This window comes from Methanoculleus chikugoensis (assembly GCF_019669965.1).
Lineage (GTDB): Archaea > Halobacteriota > Methanomicrobia > Methanomicrobiales > Methanoculleaceae > Methanoculleus > Methanoculleus chikugoensis.
This window is the reverse complement of record NZ_AP019781.1, coordinates 1,889,742-1,907,999: the sequence shown is the minus strand read 5'-3', so window position 1 is coordinate 1,907,999 and position 18,258 is coordinate 1,889,742. Positions and strand designations below refer to the sequence as shown.

General features: G+C 62.6%; 21 protein-coding genes and 2 tRNA genes. 6 read left to right on the top strand and 17 right to left on the bottom strand.

Annotated features, from left to right (window positions below; genetic code table 11):
* The 3 genes from MchiMG62_RS09620 to MchiMG62_RS09610 form a co-directional block, all read right to left on the bottom strand.
* On the bottom strand, positions 1 to 1,275 hold the full coding sequence (locus MchiMG62_RS09620) for a CoB--CoM heterodisulfide reductase iron-sulfur subunit A family protein (RefSeq protein ID WP_221056767.1): 1,275 nt from the start codon (positions 1,273 to 1,275) through the stop codon (positions 1 to 3).
* Complete coding sequence (locus tag MchiMG62_RS09615; RefSeq protein WP_221056766.1) at positions 1,268 to 1,759, bottom strand: gamma carbonic anhydrase family protein; 492 nt, start codon at positions 1,757 to 1,759, stop codon at positions 1,268 to 1,270. Before MchiMG62_RS09615 ends, MchiMG62_RS09620 begins: the two co-directional genes overlap by 8 nt.
* A gap of 94 nt (positions 1,760 to 1,853) precedes the next feature.
* A complete protein-coding gene (locus MchiMG62_RS09610; protein ID WP_221056765.1) occupies positions 1,854 to 3,050 on the bottom strand; it encodes a TIGR00297 family protein in 1,197 nt (398 codons plus the stop codon).
* A 186-nt stretch (positions 3,051 to 3,236) separates the two neighbouring features.
* Between MchiMG62_RS09610 and MchiMG62_RS09605 the strand changes: the two genes are divergently transcribed.
* Positions 3,237 to 5,828, top strand: a complete 2,592-nt coding sequence (locus MchiMG62_RS09605; RefSeq protein ID WP_221056764.1) for a valine--tRNA ligase — start codon at positions 3,237 to 3,239, stop codon at positions 5,826 to 5,828.
* Here MchiMG62_RS09605 and tmk read toward each other — a convergent pair.
* Both tmk and MchiMG62_RS09595 read right to left on the bottom strand, forming a co-directional pair.
* A complete protein-coding gene (gene tmk, locus MchiMG62_RS09600) occupies positions 5,785 to 6,402 on the bottom strand; it encodes a dTMP kinase (protein ID WP_221056763.1) in 618 nt (205 codons plus the stop codon). The two genes, MchiMG62_RS09605 and tmk, sit on opposite strands and share 44 nt — an antisense overlap.
* A complete protein-coding gene (locus tag MchiMG62_RS09595) occupies positions 6,396 to 7,076 on the bottom strand; it encodes a HisA/HisF-related TIM barrel protein (protein ID WP_221056762.1) in 681 nt (226 codons plus the stop codon). Before MchiMG62_RS09595 ends, tmk begins: the two co-directional genes overlap by 7 nt.
* Positions 7,077 to 7,120: 44 nt before the next feature.
* On the opposite strand from MchiMG62_RS09595, the gene MchiMG62_RS09590 reads away from it, so the two are divergent.
* From MchiMG62_RS09590 to MchiMG62_RS09575, 4 genes are read left to right on the top strand one after another with little or no spacing between them, the layout of a single operon-like run.
* Positions 7,121 to 7,810 carry a (5-formylfuran-3-yl)methyl phosphate synthase gene (locus MchiMG62_RS09590; protein WP_221056761.1) on the top strand — a complete coding sequence of 230 codons (690 nt, stop codon included), beginning with the start codon at positions 7,121 to 7,123 and terminating at the stop codon, positions 7,808 to 7,810.
* Between the two features lie 3 nt (positions 7,811 to 7,813).
* A complete protein-coding gene (gene guaB, locus MchiMG62_RS09585) occupies positions 7,814 to 9,280 on the top strand; it encodes an IMP dehydrogenase (protein WP_221056760.1) in 1,467 nt (488 codons plus the stop codon).
* A gap of 37 nt (positions 9,281 to 9,317) precedes the next feature.
* The gene (locus MchiMG62_RS09580) at positions 9,318 to 9,941 is read left to right on the top strand and encodes an ArsR/SmtB family transcription factor (protein ID WP_221056759.1); all 624 of its coding nucleotides are present in this window, start codon (positions 9,318 to 9,320) and stop codon (positions 9,939 to 9,941) included.
* Between the two features lie 13 nt (positions 9,942 to 9,954).
* Complete coding sequence (locus tag MchiMG62_RS09575; RefSeq protein ID WP_221056758.1) at positions 9,955 to 10,350, top strand: hypothetical protein; 396 nt, start codon at positions 9,955 to 9,957, stop codon at positions 10,348 to 10,350.
* A 309-nt stretch (positions 10,351 to 10,659) separates the two neighbouring features.
* Here MchiMG62_RS09575 and MchiMG62_RS09570 read toward each other — a convergent pair whose 3' ends face one another.
* The 3 genes from MchiMG62_RS09570 to MchiMG62_RS09560 all read right to left on the bottom strand — a co-directional run bounded on the left by MchiMG62_RS09570 (position 10,660) and on the right by MchiMG62_RS09560 (position 11,840).
* The gene (locus MchiMG62_RS09570) at positions 10,660 to 11,139 is read right to left on the bottom strand and encodes a HEAT repeat domain-containing protein (RefSeq protein WP_244987669.1); all 480 of its coding nucleotides are present in this window, start codon (positions 11,137 to 11,139) and stop codon (positions 10,660 to 10,662) included.
* Between the two features lie 503 nt (positions 11,140 to 11,642).
* A tRNA-Asp gene (locus tag MchiMG62_RS09565) sits at positions 11,643 to 11,715 on the bottom strand.
* A gap of 18 nt (positions 11,716 to 11,733) precedes the next feature.
* A tRNA-Tyr gene (locus MchiMG62_RS09560) sits at positions 11,734 to 11,840 on the bottom strand.
* 147 nt (positions 11,841 to 11,987) lie between these two features.
* Between MchiMG62_RS09560 and MchiMG62_RS09555 the strand changes: the two genes are divergently transcribed.
* Positions 11,988 to 13,532, top strand: a complete 1,545-nt coding sequence (locus tag MchiMG62_RS09555) for a 2-isopropylmalate synthase (RefSeq protein ID WP_221058745.1) — start codon at positions 11,988 to 11,990, stop codon at positions 13,530 to 13,532.
* 500 nt (positions 13,533 to 14,032) lie between these two features.
* Here the strand turns inward: MchiMG62_RS09555 and MchiMG62_RS09550 are convergent, their stop codons facing one another.
* The 9 genes from MchiMG62_RS09550 to MchiMG62_RS09510 form a co-directional block, all read right to left on the bottom strand.
* Entirely contained in the window at positions 14,033 to 14,398 is a 366-nt protein-coding gene (locus MchiMG62_RS09550) for a prefoldin subunit beta (protein ID WP_054847688.1), read from the bottom strand.
* Between the two features lie 165 nt (positions 14,399 to 14,563).
* Complete coding sequence (locus MchiMG62_RS09545; RefSeq protein ID WP_221056756.1) at positions 14,564 to 14,818, bottom strand: KEOPS complex subunit Pcc1; 255 nt, start codon at positions 14,816 to 14,818, stop codon at positions 14,564 to 14,566.
* Positions 14,815 to 15,219, bottom strand: a complete 405-nt coding sequence (locus MchiMG62_RS09540; RefSeq protein ID WP_221056755.1) for a Brix domain-containing protein — start codon at positions 15,217 to 15,219, stop codon at positions 14,815 to 14,817. The genes MchiMG62_RS09545 and MchiMG62_RS09540 overlap by 4 nt, the downstream gene beginning before the upstream one ends.
* Complete coding sequence (locus tag MchiMG62_RS09535; protein WP_011844513.1) at positions 15,216 to 15,347, bottom strand: DNA-directed RNA polymerase subunit P; 132 nt, start codon at positions 15,345 to 15,347, stop codon at positions 15,216 to 15,218. The genes MchiMG62_RS09540 and MchiMG62_RS09535 overlap by 4 nt, the downstream gene beginning before the upstream one ends.
* A gap of 6 nt (positions 15,348 to 15,353) precedes the next feature.
* Complete coding sequence (locus MchiMG62_RS09530) at positions 15,354 to 15,644, bottom strand: 50S ribosomal protein L37ae (protein ID WP_221056754.1); 291 nt, start codon at positions 15,642 to 15,644, stop codon at positions 15,354 to 15,356.
* Positions 15,645 to 15,699: 55 nt separating this feature from the next.
* Entirely contained in the window at positions 15,700 to 16,401 is a 702-nt protein-coding gene (locus MchiMG62_RS09525; protein ID WP_221056753.1) for a ribosome assembly factor SBDS, read from the bottom strand.
* Between the two features lie 11 nt (positions 16,402 to 16,412).
* Positions 16,413 to 17,135, bottom strand: coding sequence for an archaeal proteasome endopeptidase complex subunit alpha (gene psmA, locus MchiMG62_RS09520; protein ID WP_221056752.1), 723 nt, complete (start codon positions 17,133 to 17,135; stop codon positions 16,413 to 16,415).
* A complete protein-coding gene (locus MchiMG62_RS09515; protein ID WP_221056751.1) occupies positions 17,135 to 17,617 on the bottom strand; it encodes an Rpp14/Pop5 family protein in 483 nt (160 codons plus the stop codon). Before MchiMG62_RS09515 ends, psmA begins: the two co-directional genes overlap by 1 nt.
* The gene (locus tag MchiMG62_RS09510) at positions 17,614 to 18,258 is read right to left on the bottom strand and encodes an RNase P subunit p30 family protein (RefSeq protein ID WP_221056750.1); all 645 of its coding nucleotides are present in this window, start codon (positions 18,256 to 18,258) and stop codon (positions 17,614 to 17,616) included. Before MchiMG62_RS09510 ends, MchiMG62_RS09515 begins: the two co-directional genes overlap by 4 nt.

The window sequence follows — 18,258 nt, the reverse complement described above, 5'->3', positions numbered from 1 at the left end:
TCATCCCACCCTGATCGTATCGAGGAACGCCCGCATGGCCGCCGCCTCGCCCATCGCGACGGAGTCGGGGATGTCCCTCGGCGCGGTGGCGGTTCCTGCCACGTAGATCCCGGGCTTCACCGTGAGCACGGGGCCGAGTTTCTGGTCGGCGACCCCGAAGAACCCGGACTCGTCCCGCGGGATGCCGAGCATCCGGGCAACCACATCCGCTCCCGCGGCCGGTTCGAGCCCGACGGAGAGCACCACAAGATCCGGGTGGAATGTCTCCACCTCGCTGGTCTCGGTGTTCTCCGCGACCATCATCAGGCGGTCGTTCTCCTCGAGCACCTCGCCGGGGAACCCGCGGACGAACCTGACCCCGAGACTCCTCGCCCGCTCGTAGTACTCCTCGTAGCCCTTGCCGTATGCCCGGATGTCGTTGTAGAAGACGGTGACCTCGATATCGGGGTTCTTCTCCCGGATGAGCGTGGCGTTCTTCATCGCGTACATGCAGCAGACCCCGGAGCAGTAGGGGCGGCCGGCGGAGAGGTCGCGGGAGCCGACGCACTGGACGAACGCCACGCTCCGGGGCGGTCTGCCGTTCGAGAGCCTCTTGAGTTTCCCGCCCGTCGGCCCGCTTGCGTTGATCATCCGCTCGAACTCCAGGCTCGTGATGACGTCGGGGATGATGAGGTAGCGGAGCTGCGCCTTGTTTCTGGCATCGAACGTCGCATAGCCGGTCGCGACGACGATGCTTGCCGCCTCGATCTCGAGGTGGCGCTCCTCGTCCTCGTGCAGGATTGCCTCTTTCCCGCAGGCGTCGTAGCAGAGCCCGCACTCGATGCAGTGCTCCCGGTCTTTGACGACGATGTCCGGGACCGCCTGGGCGTGCGGCTTGTAGACCGCCTTCCGGACGCCGATGCCCGCGTCGAACCGGTTGTAGACCTCCACCGGGCAGATCGCGACGCAGTCCCCGCAGCCGTTGCACTCGTCCTCGAGGATGTAACGGGGATGTTTCCTGACTCGGACGCGGAAGTTCCCCACCTCGCCCTCGATCCCCTCGACCTCGGAGCAGGTATGGATGGTGACGTTAGGGTGCCGGGCCACCTCGACCATCTTCGGAGAGAGGATGCACATCGAGCAGTCGTTCGTGGGGAACGTCTTGTCGAGCTGGGCCATGTGCCCGCCGATGGTCGGTTCGCGCTCGATGAGGTGGACGTGGATGTTGTGGTCGGCAAGGTCGAGCGCCGCCTGGATGCCCGCGACCCCGGCGCCGATGACGACGACCTCAGCCATGGCGGTACCTCCCTGCGAGGTTGACGTATTCACGCGCGTTGTGGAGGATACTCTCCTGCTGCTCGGGCGTCGTCTCCCTGATCACTTTGCCGGGCACCCCGAGGACGAGCGAGTTTTGCGGGATCTCTTTCTTCTCCGTCACCACCGCGCCGGCGCCGATGATGGAGCCCTCCCCCACCACCGCGCCGTTCAGGATGATGGCGCCCATCCCCACGAGCACCCGGTCGCGAATGGTGCAGCCGTGCAGGATGGCGCCGTGGCCGACCGAGACCTCCGCACCGATAGTGACCGGAAACCCGGGCGTGGTGTGGACGACGGCGTTGTCCTGGATGTTTGAGCCCGACCCCACCGTGATCGTATCCCGGTCGCCCCTGACCACGGCGCCGAACCAGACGCTCACGTCGTCGGCAAGCCTCACGTCTCCGATGACCGTTGCGTTCTCTGCGACAAAGACGCGTTTCCCCACAACCGTTCCGCTCTCCATAGTGTGTCTACTATTGGTTGCAGCGATACAAAATGTTCTCCATAGGTGCCACGAACGGTGCGAAGCGGGGGCCGGGGAGGGAGCCTGCACCGCTTCACACCAGAATATAGATCAGCATCGCCGAGATCCCGCCCGAGAACGTGGCGATCAGGTTCGTGCCCGAGTTCCCGATCCTGCCGCTGTTCTCAAGCGTCGCGCCCACCAGGCTGTCGACATTGGTACCGACAAAGCCGGCGATGATCGTGACGACGACCATCCCGGGGTCGGCGACACCCATCGCCCATGCGACGACGGCGACGACGGCGGATGCGATGACGGCCGCCGCCTCGCCCCGCACGGTCACCCCGCCGTTCGTCCCCCGCGGCACCGGCTTGAGCGTCGTGATCAGGTACGGCATCTTTCCCGTGACCCCGATCTCGCTTGCGGCGGTATCGGCGGCGGCGGATGCGACACTGCCCATGAAGAGCGCCACGAATGCCGGGTGCCCCGTCAACCCAAAGAGGATGGCGGCGGCCGTCGCCACCAGGCCGTTTGCGAAGACGTTGAAGTAGCCGCGTACGCCCCCGTGCTCCTGGGCGACGCCGAGCTGCTCCTTATCGCGGTAGCGGTACCGGGTAGCCCCGGCACCGATGATGAAGAAGGTGAGCATGATCAGGAACCACCGGACGTCCGCGAAGACGATCAGGATGATCCCGATCATGGCACCCGAGAAGAGGCCGCTGATGTCGGCCACCCGGAACCGGTAGGCGGTGTAGCCGAACCCGAACCCGATGAGCGCCGCGGCGATGAGAAGGGTCAGTTCGACCTCGAAGTTGAGTTCCTCGAAGAGGAACATCGTCATCGCGACGCCGAGCGCCTCGATCATCAGGGCATCGTCCCGGCCCCGGAGAGCCGCCCGGAGGAGCACCGCGACGACCACCCCCATCACGGCGACGAGCGGCGCGGCGTACTGCAGGTAGAGCATCACCGCGATCGATACGACGATTGCGGCAACCAGGTGGTGGAGATACGACGCGTGCTTCCCTCCGGTAACGCGGAACGCCACCTCCCCGGTCACGACGATACCGAGGGTGCAGGTGAAGACGAACGTCGAGAGCCAGCCGAGCCCGTAGAGCACGGCGAGCGCGATGATCGAGAGCGATATATACCGGGTATCCTTGATGAGGAAGAGGACGAGCGAGAACGGAACGAGGAAGAGCGTGAGCAGCCACGCCGGCTGGAGCAGGGGGGCAAGGCCTATGAAGACGAGGGTGAGCACCGATGCCAGAACCAACCCCAGCGGCTTTGTCATTCGTATACGATTGGAAGTGCAGGAACAAAGCCTTTAGGGTCGAACACCTGCCGTCTCGCGGTTTTTATCGGTGCACGTTGCGGGAATTCCGGGCCGGGGCGGCGAACCCGTGCGCTGCGCGGGAGACCCGGCCGGGGAAAGCCCAACAATATATTTGACTGGGAAGAGAGAGATTATACGCTGAAAATGTCGCCGTCACATAAACTACCCAAAAACTACGATATCGAAGAAGTGGAGACGCGCTGGCAGAGTACCTGGCGGGATGAAGACAACTATTTCGACCCCGTCTCTTCAAAACCGCGGTTCATCATCGACACGCCGCCTCCCTATCCCACCGGCAACTTCCATATCGGGAACGCATTAAACTGGTGTTATATCGACTTCATCGCGCGGTACAAACGCATGCGCGGTTACAACGTCATGTTCCCGCAGGGGTGGGACTGCCACGGCCTCCCCACCGAGGTGAAGGTCGAGGAGACCTACGGGATCACCAAGAACGATGTGCCGCGGGAGAAGTTCCGGGAGATGTGCCGCGACCTCACGCTCTCAAACATCGAGAAGATGCGGGCGACCATGCGGCGGCTCGGGTTCTCGACCGACTGGAGCCGCGAATACATCACCATGCTCCCGGACTACTACAGAAAGACCCAGGCGTCGTTCCTGCAGATGCTCAAGGCCGGCGACATCTACCAGAGCGAGCATCCGGTGAACTTCTGTACCCGGTGCGAGACGGCCATCGCGTTCGCCGAGGTCAACTACGCGCCCCGCACCACCAAACTCAACTACTTCGACTTCGACGGCGTCGAGATCGCCACCACCCGGCCGGAACTGCTCGCGGCCTGCGTTGCGGTGGCCGTCCATCCTGAAGACGAGCGCTACCGCGGGATGAAGGGGAAGAAACTCACCGTCCCGATCTTCGGTCACGATGTCCCGATCATCGAGGACGTCGCGGTCGATCCGGAGTTCGGCAGCGGTGCGGTGATGATCTGTACGTTCGGCGACAAGACGGACGTCTACTGGTGGAAGCAGCACGGCCTGGATCTCCGGAAAGCTATCGACCGGCAGGGCGTCATGACCGCGACCGCGGCCCCATACGAAGGGATGACGTCGGAGACCTGCAGGGAAGCGATCCTCGCGGATATGGAGAAGGCCGGGATCCTGAAGCGGCAGGAGGAACTCGAACAGCGGGTGGGAACCTGCTGGCGGTGCAAGACCCCGATCGAGATCCTCTCGGAGCGGCAGTGGTTCGTCCGGGTCCACCGGGACGATATCATGGATGCGGCGCGGAGGATCTCCTGGACGCCGGAGCACATGTTTACCCGGATGGAGAACTGGGCGGACTCGATGGAGTGGGACTGGTGCGTCTCCCGGCAGCGGATCTTCGCGACCCCGATCCCGGTCTGGTTCTGCACCGCCTGCGGCGAGATGGTTCTTCCGGCCGAGGAAGACCTCCCGATCGACCCGACGGTCGATAAGCCGAAGGTCCCCTGCCCGAAGTGCGGCGGATCGGAGTTCACCGGCGAGAAGGATGTCCTCGACACCTGGATGGACTCCTCGATATCGGCGCTCCATGTCACCGGGTGGGACGGGACCGGTAAACCGCCATACTTCCCGGCACAGCTCCGCCCCCAGGGCCACGATATCATACGGACGTGGGCGTTCTACACGATCCTCCGGGCGAAGGCGCTGGTCGGCGGCCACCCCTGGGACGAGATCCTGGTGAACGGCATGGTGCTCGGGGAAGACGGGTTCAAGATGAGCAAGAGTCGGAGCAACATCATCGCCCCTGAGGAGATCGTCGGAAAGTATGGTGCGGATGCGCTCCGGCAGTGGGGCGCCGGGGGTGCCGCGACCGGTTCGGACATCATGTTCAACTGGAACGATGTCGTCGCCGCGTCCCGGTTCCAGACCAAACTCTGGAACATCTTCCGGTTCGTCATGGGGCACCTGGACTCCGGAACGGAGAGTCCGGCCCCGGTGACGGAACTCACCGACCGGTGGCTCTTCGTCCGGCTCTCCGAGACGGTTGCCGAGGTCACCGCCGCGATGGAGGGCTACCAGTTCGACCGGGCGCTCAGGGCGATCCGGGAGTTCGCCTGGAACACGCTCGCCGACGACTACATCGAGATCGCGAAAGGGCGCCTCTATACGGACGAGGGCGGCAGGGCAAGCGCCTGCAGCGCGCTCCGGACGACGATGGACGTCCTCTGCCGCCTGCTTGCCCCGATCATCCCGCACTTCGCGGAGGAGTGCTACCACAACCTCACCGGCGAGAGCGTGCACAAAGAAGCCTGGCCGGACTTTTCATACGCCGACGACGAAGCGCGGCGCCACGGCGATCTCCTGGTGAAGACGGTCGCCGAACTCCGGCGCTACAAGCACGATAAGGGCATGGCGCTGAACGCCCCGCTCGGCCACGTCATGATCTACGCGCCGGAGCCGGTCGACGATGCCGGAGACACCGGGCGCGCCCTCAATGCCGATGCCTCCTGGAGCACCGGCACGCCCCGGCTCGAGGAGGTCATGAGCGGCGTGGACTTCAACATGGCGGTGATCGGACCGACGCTCAGGAAGCAGGCGCGGGGGTTCATGCAGGCCGTGGAGGCGCTCCCGGCGGAACTGCTCAAGAACCCGCCTGCAACCGTCACGGTCGACGGCGAGGAGATCCCGGTGCCGGCCAATTCCTTCACGCCGAAGGTCGCCTACCGGGTGGCGGGAGAAGAGGTGGACGTCCTCACGCTCGGGGACGTCGTCGTGACGATCGGGCACCAGCCCTGATCTCGTCGGCGATGAACCGGGCGACTTCTTCTTTTGGAAGGAGCGCATCGACGATGACGAACCTTGAAGGGTCGGCCGCCGCAAGGCCCAGGTAGTTCTCCTGCACCCGCGATAAGATTGCGGCGTTCTCGAAATACTCTCTCTTTTTCTCAGGGCCAAGCCGTGAGACGGCATCTTCTATCGGCAGAACCAGGAGGAACGTTCTATCGGGCCGGATCGACCACCCCTCGTGAATCCGGAAGAGCCAGGAGAGCGGGTCGGGGAGGACGCCGTCGAGGACGACCGGCTGGTAGGCGAACCGCGAGTCGGCGTAACGGTCGGAGACGACGAGCCTTCCCTCATCGAGCGCGGGCCGGATCAGGGTATCGATATGCGCGGCGTGGTCGGCGCAGAAGAGCAGGGCCTCGGTGATCGGATCCATCCGCTCGGCGATCGCCCGCCGCACCGACTCGCCGACCCAGGTGGCGCCGGGCTCCCGGGTGAAGAGGGGGTCGAGGTCGGCGAGCAGTTCATGGAGACGGGCAAGAAGCGTGCTCTTGCCGCTCCCGTCGATCCCCTCGATGGTGATCAGCATGGGTGTCCCCTCCGGAGCCACTCGATCGGCACCGTGCCGCGGTGAACGGCCGTCGCTATGATCGCCCCGTCGAACCCGGCGTCGGCGAGGAGACGGATGTCGTCGGTTCCGGCGACCCCGCCCCCGTAGAGGAGGCGGCCGGAGTAGCACGCCCGCAGTTCTTCGAGTTCCTCCCGGTCGAGGCCCCGTTCCGTCCCCACGGCGCCGATGTTGAGGAGGATGCACCCCTCAAACGAGAACGCCGATGCCCGGGCCAGCATCTCCGTCGGGGAGATGCCCCAGGGGAGCACCCGGCCGCCTTTGACGTCGATGCTGAGGTATCCGCCCGGGTAGGCCGCGAGGTCTTCGATTGCCGTTGCGGCCGTCTCGGTGCCGACGACCGGTGTCACGCCGGGTACTGCCGCGCATTCGGCGGGCGACCGGAAGCCCCGGTCGAGGTAGCACCGCTCGACCATGGCGGCACAGCGCCGGACGAGGTCGTCCTGCGGCGCCCTGCCCTGGAGACGCTCGAGGTCGGCGATGTAGAGATACCGGGGCGCGAGCGCGGATAGGTAGGCTTCCGGTTCGGCCGAAGGGGCAAGCCCCCAGGTCAGCGGCCGGTAGCCGGCGCGATCTCCGGACTTTCCGTGCACCACGAGACCGCCTGCCAGATCGACTGCAAGAATCAGTTCCATGTCCTCAACGTAATCACTATTAGGGAGAAGGATCATTAATTTCTATGCAATTACTCGTCAGTCCAAGCAGCATTGAGGAGGCAAGAAGCTCGCTTTCCGCTGACATCATCGACGTAAAGAAACCCTCGGAAGGGTCGCTGGGCGCGAATTTTCCCTGGATCATCCGGGGAATCAAGGAGATCGCCGGCAAGAAGCCTGTCAGCGCTGCAATCGGGGACAATGAGTATAAACCGGGAACCGCAGCTCTTTCTGCATACGGCGCAGCGCACGCCGGTGCCGATTACATCAAAGTCGGCCTGATGTTCGACGGGGACGACCGTGCCCGCGAAGTCATCGAGGCGGTGACCACGGCGGTGAAGCGCGAGTTTCCCGAGAAATACGTCGTCATCGCGGCCTATGCCGATTTTGCGAGGATGGGCACGATCCCGCCGTTCGCGATCAGTTCTCTGGTCGCTGACGCCGGGGCCGACATCGCCATGATCGACACCGGTATTAAGGATGGGAAGAGTCTCTTTGAGTTCATGGACAAGGAGACACTGGACCAGTTCACCGCGCGGAACCGGGAACTCGGGTTGCAGACGGCTCTTGCCGGCTCGCTGAAGTTCGAGGACCTCGATGCCTTAAAGCGGATCGACCCCGAGATCATCGGTGTCCGGGGGATGGTCTGCGGAGGCGATCGCTCAACGGCGGTCAGGGCGGAACTGGTGGAGAAAGCAATGATGATGCTCAGGTGACGTATGTACAGCGAGAAGATGGAGATGGAAACAACATTTACGTTCGACGACGTGCTTCTTGAGCCCGCCGAATCATGGGTCGAGCCCGACGAGGCCGATGTCAGGTCGCGGTTCTCGCGCAATATCCCCCTGAATATCCCTCTCGTGAGCGCCGCCATGGATACCGTGACCGAGTCGGTGATGGCGATAACCATGGCCCGCGAAGGCGGCATCGGTGTCATCCACCGGAATATGCCTGCGGATCGCGAGGCCGCCGAGGTCAGGATCGTCAAGCAGGCCGAAGACCTGATCGAGCGCGAGGTCGTGGCGGTCGATCCCGAGGCCACGGTCACCGACGTGGAGCGGATCATGCGGCAGTACGGTATCGGGGGCGTGCCCGTCATCGAGAACGACAAGGTGATCGGTATCGTCAGCCGCAGGGACATCAGGGCGATCCTCCCGAAACGCGGCGAGGCGAAGATCACCGGCTACATGACGAAGAAACTGATCACGGCTTCCGAGGACATCACGGCGGAGAACGCGCTCGAGACGATGTATGCGAACAAGGTCGAGCGTCTCCCGGTCGTGGACGCGGAAGGGTGCCTGGTCGGCATCATCACGATGCGGGATATCCTCGAAAAGAGGCAGTATCCCCGCGCGAACCGCGATGCCAACGGGAAACTCCGGGTCGCCGCCGCGGTCGGCCCCTTCGACTTCAACCGGGCGATGATGCTCGTCGAGGCGGGGGTCGACGCCCTGGTGGTGGACTGCGCTCACGGCCACAACATGAACGTCGTCAAAGCGGTCGGCGAGATCAAGGCGAGCGTCGCCGTCGACGTGGTGGCCGGGAACATCGCGACGAAGCGGGCGGCCTCGACCCTTGCCGGGATGGTGGACGGGCTGAAGGTCGGTATCGGGCCGGGCTCCATCTGCACGACCCGGATCGTCGCGGGCGTGGGCGTGCCGCAGGTCTCCGCGATAGCAAACGTCGCGGAGGTGGCGCACGAGGCCGACGTTCCAGTGATCGCCGACGGCGGCATCCGCTACTCCGGGGACATCGCGAAGGCGATCGCCGCAGGTGCGGACTGCATCATGGCGGGCAGCCTCTTTGCCGGCACCGACGAGGCGCCGGGGAGGGTCACGACGATCAAGGGCCGGCGCTACAAGCAGTACCGCGGGATGGGATCGCTCGGCGTCATGAGCAGCGGCGAGTCGAGCGACCGCTACTTCCAGAAGAAGGAGATTGGGAGAACCAAGTTCGTCCCCGAGGGCGTCGAGGGGGTCACGCCCTACGTCGGCCGGGTCGCGGACGTCATCTACCAGCTCGTCGGCGGCCTGAAGTCCGCCATGGGCTACACGGGTTCGAAGACGGTGGCGGATCTGAAGAAAAATGGCAGATTCCTCAGGATCACGTCTGCGGGGTACGGCGAGAGCCACCCGCACAACATCATGATCACCGACGAGGCACCGAACTACCGCCTCTTCGAATGATCTTTTTTTATGGTTGAATCACTAACATTTAGTAAATATGCTCGAGGGCAGTGAGGTTTCCCGTCTCCTCGATATCCTGGGAAACCGGAACAGGCGGCGAATAATAGAACTGCTGAGACAGAAACCGTGTTTTGTGACCGAGATCTCCGAGCGGTTGGTGCTCAGTCCGAAAGCGGTGATAGAACACCTGCAGTTGATGGAGCGCGAGCAGATCCTCGTATCCTGCCAGGATGAACGCAGGCGAAAGTATTACTACCTCTCACATGACATCAATGTCATCGTAAACCTGCAGAAGCAGGACGGGGTTACGCTCCCCTCCGTTGAAGAGAACCAGAGAACACGATTTGCAAGAAACCTCGGGGCATTCAGGAGGATGGTTCGGGCCCACGACGAACTTCTGGATAACCTCGAACAACTGGAGCGGGAGATCGAATCGAGGTTCGCCGAGGTCATGCGCATGCGGGGGAACTTCGTCACCGACGACGGGGATATGGAGATCATCCTCGCCCTCTCCCATGCCGACCTGCGCCTCGTGGAACTCAAGGAAGTGAGCAGCCTGTCCACGGATGAGCTGAAACAGAGATTGGGCAACCTCGTACGCAAGGAGGTTGTCGAGCAGATCAACGACCGATACCGGATACGTGGTACACATGGCGAATAACCCATACGACGAAATGTTTCGAGACATCGCGCGGCTGATGGAGAAGATCTTGAGCGAGATGCCGCCCTGCGACCCGAAGATCATCGGGTTCACCATCATCGGCGGAATGCCCGATGGAGCTTCCTACCCCGATTTCGCCGGAGACGGGGAGGGCGAGTCCGACGTCGAGGTGGTCGAAGGGGACGACTGCATCTACATCACCGCGGTGGCGGATGCCCGGGCGGACGGTGCCCCATACGTTACGTTCCAGGAAGACTCCGTGACCCTCTGCACCGGCGGTGACGAGGAGACGGTCATCGATCTCGACTGCGAGATCGACATACTGCACAGTTTCTACAACGTGCAGCACGGCGTGATCGATGCCGTCTGCCGGAAGAAGAGCGCACCGGGCGAGGTCGCCCGGTCCTGATACATCTTACTCTTTTGCAGCGGACACCTGCGGGGCCTTGCCGGGATCCGGTGCTTTGCCAACCCTGACACCGGGTATGGAGCGGGACGGTCGCATACCGGTCGCGACGGACGGAGCGCCCGGAACTTGTCTTGACTTCGCGCTCTTCGCGTGAGGCTGTATCGTTATCTGTACCTGTTTGCTCACGCGAAGCCGCGAAGGGGAGTCGCTCTCGGATAACCGATCTTCGCGCTCTTCGCGGCTTCGCGTTCTTCGCGTGAGACTGTATTATTATCCCCCCTGCAAGTAACTCACGCGAAGAATGACGGATCAGTGAAGCGCTGTATCCACACCGGCATCGCGGAGCGCCTCGATGATTGCCGCCCGGACGCCATCCGTCGTCTCGCCTTCGAGCGCCTTACGAAGCGCTAAAACCGCATCCTCGCCGCCGATGGTGCCGAGCGAGCGGGCTGCGCTCCGTCGAACGAACTCGTTCTCGTCGTCTCGCATCCGCCCGAGCAGCCCGACCGCCCGGGAGTCGCCGAGCAGCCCGAGCCCCTTCGCCGCCATGTAGCGGACGTGATCTTTTTCGTCGTCGAGGGCGGCAACGAGGGGCGCATACGCCTCGCCATCGCCGAGCAGCCCGAGGGCCTCCGCCGCGCGATACCGCACCTTCCAGTCGCCGTCCGATAGCAGGGCAATGCAGGCGGGCACGGCGGGTTTTCCCGTCGCCACGAGCCCGTGCATCGCTTCCGCCCGGACGGTCTTGTCCCGGTCGGAGAGCCGGGAGATCAGGGTCTGCAGGTCCAAACGGTCGTCTCCAGGTTCAGGGGATATGCTATGTGTCATGGTTCCATCACTTCCGCAGCGTGAGCCGGGACGTACATCACACGTTGAGACGGATTTGTAATAAGTGCTTAGGGCCGCCGGGTCCGCTGCAGGCACCGTATCCCTGCGGCCCCCTTCTACCGTCAGGTCAGAAATCTGGAAGCATATATAGCCAGACTTGCCAGAACAAAGAGACCCGTCCCGAGGATGAGCGTCCCCAGAGCGTTGAATAAGGGATCGCTCGCGATCCATTTTCCTTGAACGTGCATGACACCGGATACTGCATCAAGGTATATATATTTTACCTGGAGAATAAAAATAAATCCTACTATATAACCATTCTCAATAACGATACCTGCCGGACTACGAGTTCGAGGATTATTGCGGGTTAAGAGAGGGTTCCCGGTGCGTCCCGGGAGGATGCCGCCCGCCTTCTACGGGAGACGGATCGCTCTGTTGAAACCGGGAAAAGTGAAAGAAAGTGACGCCCAGGACGGAATTCGAATCCGTGTCGACGGCGTGACAGGCCGTCATGATAGGCCACTACACTACCTGGGCACTCAATGTTCGAGGTGATCCCGCCTCCCGGATTCGAACCGGGGACATCGCGGTAGCCGCGCAGTTCGCCCGAGAGCGAAGACCATACTACAGCCGCGCACTCTACCAGTCTGAGTTAAGGCGGGTCTCTGCTCTAATAATGTTAGATCGAGTGGTTATTAAAGATTTCGCAGAATCCACGGGGGACGCTAGAACGCGGACGTTATTCTTTATATACAACCTCGAATAACGAGTAAGTATGAACCCTACAAACGCTGAAGCACGCAGGAACGCTGAAGCGTACTGTCTTCTTCACCGATAGCCGTGCGAACAAGAACGTCACTGTTTTCGACACCACACTGCGCGACGGTGAACAAACACCGGGCATCTCGTTCACGCTCGAAGAGAAACTCGGTATTGCTGAACAGCTCTCCGGAATAGGAGTCCACGCCATCGAAGCGGGCTTTCCCGCATCCTCGGATGCCGAACGCGAGATAGTCCGGGCCATCACGAACCTCGGGCTCTCCGCACAGGTCTGCGGCCTTGCGCGGTCGCTCCGGGCCGATGTGGATGCGTGCATCGACTGCGGCGTCGACATGGTCCACGTCTTCATCCCGACCTCCGACGTCCAGCGCGAGTACACGATCAAAAAGACCCGCGAGCAGGTCCTCGAGTCCACCGGCGACATCATCGCGTATGCGCGCGACCACGTCGACCGGTGCATGTTCTCCGCGATGGATGCCACGAGGACCGACTGGGATTACCTGATAGAGGTATACCGTGTTGCGGTGGACGCCGGAGCGACGATCATCAACGTGCCCGACACGGTCGGCGTGATCACCCCGACGGCCATGAAACGCCTCATTGAGCGGATCGACCGCGAGGTGAACTGTCCGATCGACGTCCACTGCCACAACGACTTCGGGCTTGCGGTGGCGAACACCATCGCGGCGGTCGAGGCCGGCGCCTCCCAGGTGCAGGTGACGGTGAACGGCATCGGCGAGCGGGCGGGCAACGCCGACCTCGCGCAGACGGTGATGGCGCTCTCGTCCATCTACGGTATCGATACCGGTATCCGGACGACCGGCCTCGTCGAGACCTCGCGGCTCGTCGCCCGCTACGCGGGGCTGAGCATCCCGGCAACGTACCCGATCGTCGGCGAGAACGCTTTTGCCCACGAGAGCGGGATCCACTCCCACGGCGTCATCACCCGTTCGGACACGTTCGAGCCGGGGATCATGACGCCGGAGATGGTCGGGCACCGGCGCAGGCTGAAACTCGGCAAACACGCCGGGAGGCATGCGGTCAAGCAGATGCTCGCCGAGGTGCACATGGAGCCCGCCGACGAACAGCTCGACGAGATCGTCCTCCGGGTGAAGGCGATTGCCGGCAAGGGCAAGCGGGTGACGGACGCGGACCTCTACGAGATCGCGGAGAGCGTCATGCAGATCGCGCCCGACGAGAAGACCCTGGAGCTCCGGGACGTCGCCATCATGACCGGCAACCACGCCATCCCGACGGCAAGCGTCAGGGCGACCGTCGATGGGGTCGAGCACATCTTCTCGAGCGTCGGCAACGGCCCGGTGGACGCGGCCGTGCGGGCGATCCTCGGGATCATCCCGGCCCCGGTTCACCTGAAGGAGTTCAGCATCGAGGCGATCTCCGGCGGCACCGATGCTCTCGGGCACGTTACCATCGCCGTCGAGGACGAGCGGGGCCGGGTCTTCGATGCCAGCGCATCGAGCGACGACATCATCCTCGCATCGGTCGAGGCGGTGATCAACGCGATCAACCTCGTCTGCCGGACGCACAAGCACGACCGCGAACAGGAGGAGTGAACGACTCACTCCTTGTTCTGGTCTATCTCCGGATAAGCCCGGTTACCAACAGAGGTCTTTGGATTATCCATACATCGCCAAAGACGAATCATCGGTGATGTGGCCTCGCGCGAAGGCGCGAAGACGCGAAGTCTGGATGGGCATCGACAACCTCCCACACCTCGCACCTTCGGTGCTCGAACTCCGTTCCTCTAGGAACGTCGTTCCTACCGGCGCTCATGCTCCTTCCACTACAGGGAAGTAACACTTCGCTTTCTTCGCGCCTCGGAGCCTGATGGCTTCTCCTGCTCTGTTTCTATCGGAACATCGCACCTCACACCTACGGTGCTCCAACGCCGCTCCGGAGAACGATGTTCTGAAAGAACAGAGTTCGAGAGGACTGCAGGTCTTCGAGGCGTGAGCGATAACGAACGTAAGCAGCGTTAGGTGCGAGGAGCGTCGCTCTTCGCGTGAATCGAGAGAGAATTTCAACAAAGCCCTTTTCAAAAAAAATTGACGGATCAGAGGGAGCCGGGAGGCTGCTGTTTTCCTTCCAGCGCTCCCCTGATCTGCGAGGATAACTGCTCGAACCTGCCCTGCAGCGCCTTCTCCTGCTTCTCAAGCGACTTGATGCGGAGATCGAGCGTCTCGATGCGTTCGTTCAGGGACGCGAGCACCTGCTCCTTGCTCTTCTGCATCATGACGCTGCCGACGTTCATGAAGACCGCCGCATCCTCGGGGACGTCGGCCAGGTCTTCGACCGCGCGCCTTGCTTCGCGGATCGTCATTTCATACTGCGCTTTCTGCGATACCACGGTCTGGAGCTGCTGCTGCATCTGCTGAAGCATCGCCAGCTGGTTCTGCACTTTTGGCGGGATGTTTTCCATATTCATCTACTCCTCAAATGGGATGAAGATCGGTGACAGTATCTCGGGTGGCGGACAGCGGCCTTCCCGGCCCTCTGCCCTTTCTCTACATGATAGGGGCGTGAAGCCTTTAAAATATGAGGGTTCAACGGGGGGATCTTCGGCCTGCGCCCGGCGTCTGCCCCTTTACGGGGACGCACCGGACGGGACGGCAATCTCCCGCATCTCGACTGCTATCGTGATCAGCCGAAGCCAGGTGTTTAAGGCCGCCCTGAGCGCGGGTATATCGGTGGCGCTCACCTCGAGGACGAGCGTATCGTCGTCCGCGAGCCCGACCCGGACGGACGACCGGTCGCCCACGTCGCCCATCTCCTGGCAGACGGAGAGGTAGAGGGCGCGGGCATCGGGGGTCGCGAACCGGAAGACTGCCGTATGCGTCATGGAGCCACCTCCAGGGTGTAGCGCCTTCGTTGCGTCCCGTCAAAGACGATCCGGTGTCCCGTAAGGGACTCCCCGGCAAACACGACGTCGGCGTGATCCTTGAGCGCCTCGTACACGAAGCGATCCGAGACGAAGAGTCCGCGGGCGATCGTTCCGGCCCGCTCCTCGACGGTAAACGACCGGACCCGGATCTCCGCCGCCGGTTCTCCGCCGTCATACACCTGAATCAGAAAAAAAGGGCCGGATTTCGAGACGATCAGAACCGGCCCGTCATGGGAAAAGAGGTCGCCCATGCCCGCTTTGCCGCGGGTGACGTATTCGGCGCCGATCGAGAACGCCATGTCCCGCGCAAGGGTGCGCACCTCGGGAGCCGGTTTACGCGACGTCGTGACGACCGTCATCGAGCCTTCAGATCTTTTATTCCGGCTCCGCGTTCCTTGAAGAGGATGCGGTGCCCACAGTAGGGGCAGCGTATATTGACGTCAATCTCCACTTTTTGTTTACAGCGAGCGCACTTATAGGCAGCCACGACCGGTTACCCCTCCTTCTGCAGCGACCGCTCGATGCTCCGCGCGGCGATGCGCATCGCCGGCGTCTCCGGGACATAGCTGCCGCCTGCAAACTTGAATCCGCACTTGCGGCACGTCCAGATGCCCGTTCCCTCACGCTTGACCGCTACCTGATCGCAGCGGGGGCACGCATGGCTCGCGCGGGAGACCGCCTCGATCTGGTTGACTCTCTTCCGGATAAACCGGCCATACCTCGGGCCGAAACGCCCGGAACTTCCGACTACCCTGCCCTTTGCACTCTGTTTGCGACTTGCCATTTCGCGTACCTCTTGTATGTCCTCTAATTTTTGTGCTGTCGATTAATATAGTTACTCACGACACCCGTTCGACGATCCGGGTCTCCGCATTCCCCTTGGAAACCTTGTTCACCAGGTCGTAGAACTCCTCCTGGATACCCGCTGGAATTCTGACGACCGCGATCCAGGATCCGTCCTTCTGCCACTCATCCCGTTCGAGTGTCCCCGCGGTCGTGATCTCGTACGCCCTTGCGGTATAATCCGCCGGGATCTTCACGGCGATCCGGATCTCCTCGAACCGGATGGGGAGGAGCGGGCGGAGCGCCTTGACCACGTCTTTGACCTGCTCCTCGACGGACTTGAAGGGGTCGATGTTCACCCTCGCCTCTTCCATCGCAAGTTCGATGCGCTGCGGCGGGTGAGGGAACCCTGACTGCGGGTTGACGGCGTTCCTCGATATGAACGTGACGACCCGGTTCCGCTTCTCCGCGATGAGGTGACGGCGCTGCTCCGCCGTAAGGTGGATCTCGCCCTTCTGGATGATCCGGAGCGCTGCCTGCTCGAACTCGGTCGTCTTGAAGACCTTCAGGAGAGCCTCTTCGGAGGCCCGTTCGGCATGGGCGGCGTTCGAAAAGATGGAGTCGGCGGCGACGACATTCTCCAGGTCGATCTCTTCGCCCTGCCGGATGCGCATGGCCTGGTTGGGGTCGACGAGGACCTCGAACCGTTCTCCGTGGCTCTCAAGCCGCGCTACTACTGCCTGGTCGAGAGGAATCATACGGATGACGCTCACTCTTCGAACTGGTCGACGTATGCCTTTACCTCGTCCTTCTCCAGTTTCCGGAACTCCCGGGTCTCGATGGAGACGATGCCGATCTCGATGGCGCCCACGTCGAGCTTGCCCTCCGTCGCGGCGTGCAGGGCCTTGATCCCGAGCCCGATGGCGCCGGCGAAGTCCGCATCCTCCCGGTACTCGTCCTCGAATACCTTCATGACGGCAGGTCTGCCCGTGCCGATGCCGGTCGCCTTGTACTCGAGCAGCGTGCCGCTCGGATCGGTCTCGAAGAGACGGGCCTCCCCGTCGCTGACTCCTGCGATCAGGAGAGCGGTCCCGTAGGGGCGTGCACCGCCGAACTGGGTGTAGGTCTGCATATGGTCGCAGAGCTTTTTCGCGAGGGTCTCGACGTTGATCGGCTCGTTGTAGGAGACACGATTGATCTGTGCCTCGACCCGGGCCCGGTCCACGAGAGACCGCGCATCGCCGACGAGGCCGGAGGACGCAACGCCGATATGCGAGTCAATCTTGAAGATCTTCTCGATGGAGACTGGTTCAAGGAGACGGGACGTCACCCTCTTATCGACGATCAGCACGACGCCTTCGCTGCATTTGATTCCGACGGCCGTCGTGCCTCGTTTCACCGCTTCTCTGGCGTACTCGACCTGGTAAAGCCTTCCGTCCGGGCTGAACACCGTGATCGCCCGGTCATATCCCATCTGATATTGTGGTTGCATTATCGTTCCTCCAAATCGCCTTCGGTGAAAAACAATGACTTCTGATGCTTAATACCTTTTTCAACCAAATCAACCTTTTGACGCGGATAGCGATAGACCGCGAAATAAGTTTCCCCGATCTTCACTTCCCCGTCCCCGGAGAGATGCTGGATCGGTCTCATCCGGCGCCGCAGTGCATGGATCGTCCCCGAGGTGGCGACCGTCCGGAGCGCGATCCGCTCGTCGGCGACCGTGGTGACCGTTGCAAGCGCGACGGCGATATCCTTCTCGGTTCCCCGCCGGCACCGGACGACGACGTATCCCCCTTCGCAGAAGACCACCGCGGGCTGCGCAAGGCCGGAGGCCGCATCGCCAAGGAGCGAGGTCGCGGCCTCGATGACCGCGAGGTAGACCTGTTTCTGGTCTACCTGCACTCCGTAGGGGAGGATCCGCGCCAGGATGTAGCGCCGTTTCGTCCGCATCGCCGGCGGTCTCGGCCTCATTCGACCACTCTCACGGGGCGGTGCGGCTCGACGATCCGGCCGACGGACGAGAACGCTTCGGTCACTTCCGCCCCGGTCATGCCGAAGAGTGCGCAGAGACCGCGGATCTCGCGAACCGATCGCTGTCCGAGTATCGACCGGGCGTCCGACGATATCGTCAGCGGGAAGCCGTATCGGCGCTGCAACGAGAGGATGTCCGCATACCGCTGCAGCGCCCTCTGGCGCTTCGTCCCGCGGAGGTGGATGATGGGAGCCATCGAGATGTCCACCGCCACGCCCTGCTCCGCCGCCGTCCGTGCGGCGACGTGGTCGAAGGCGTTTCTCCGGGTGGCATGGATGCTCCTGACGACATTGACCTCTTTGACGGAGACGACCGCCCGGTTGAAGGAGATATCCCCGGCGTCGACGTAGACGATGTCGGCCCGCCGGACGGCGGGATCGCGCACCCGTTTGAGAACCTCTTTTACGGACGAGGCACCGATCACGGCTCCCCGGAGAACCTCGATGCCGGGAGGCCGATGCGCGGCATCTCCGATAACGACGACGCTATCGAACCCGAGTCCTGCCGCTTCGAGCGCCATGCGCGCAACCGTCGAGTCACCGGCAGGATAGGGATGTATACCGGCATCTGTGATCTTCAT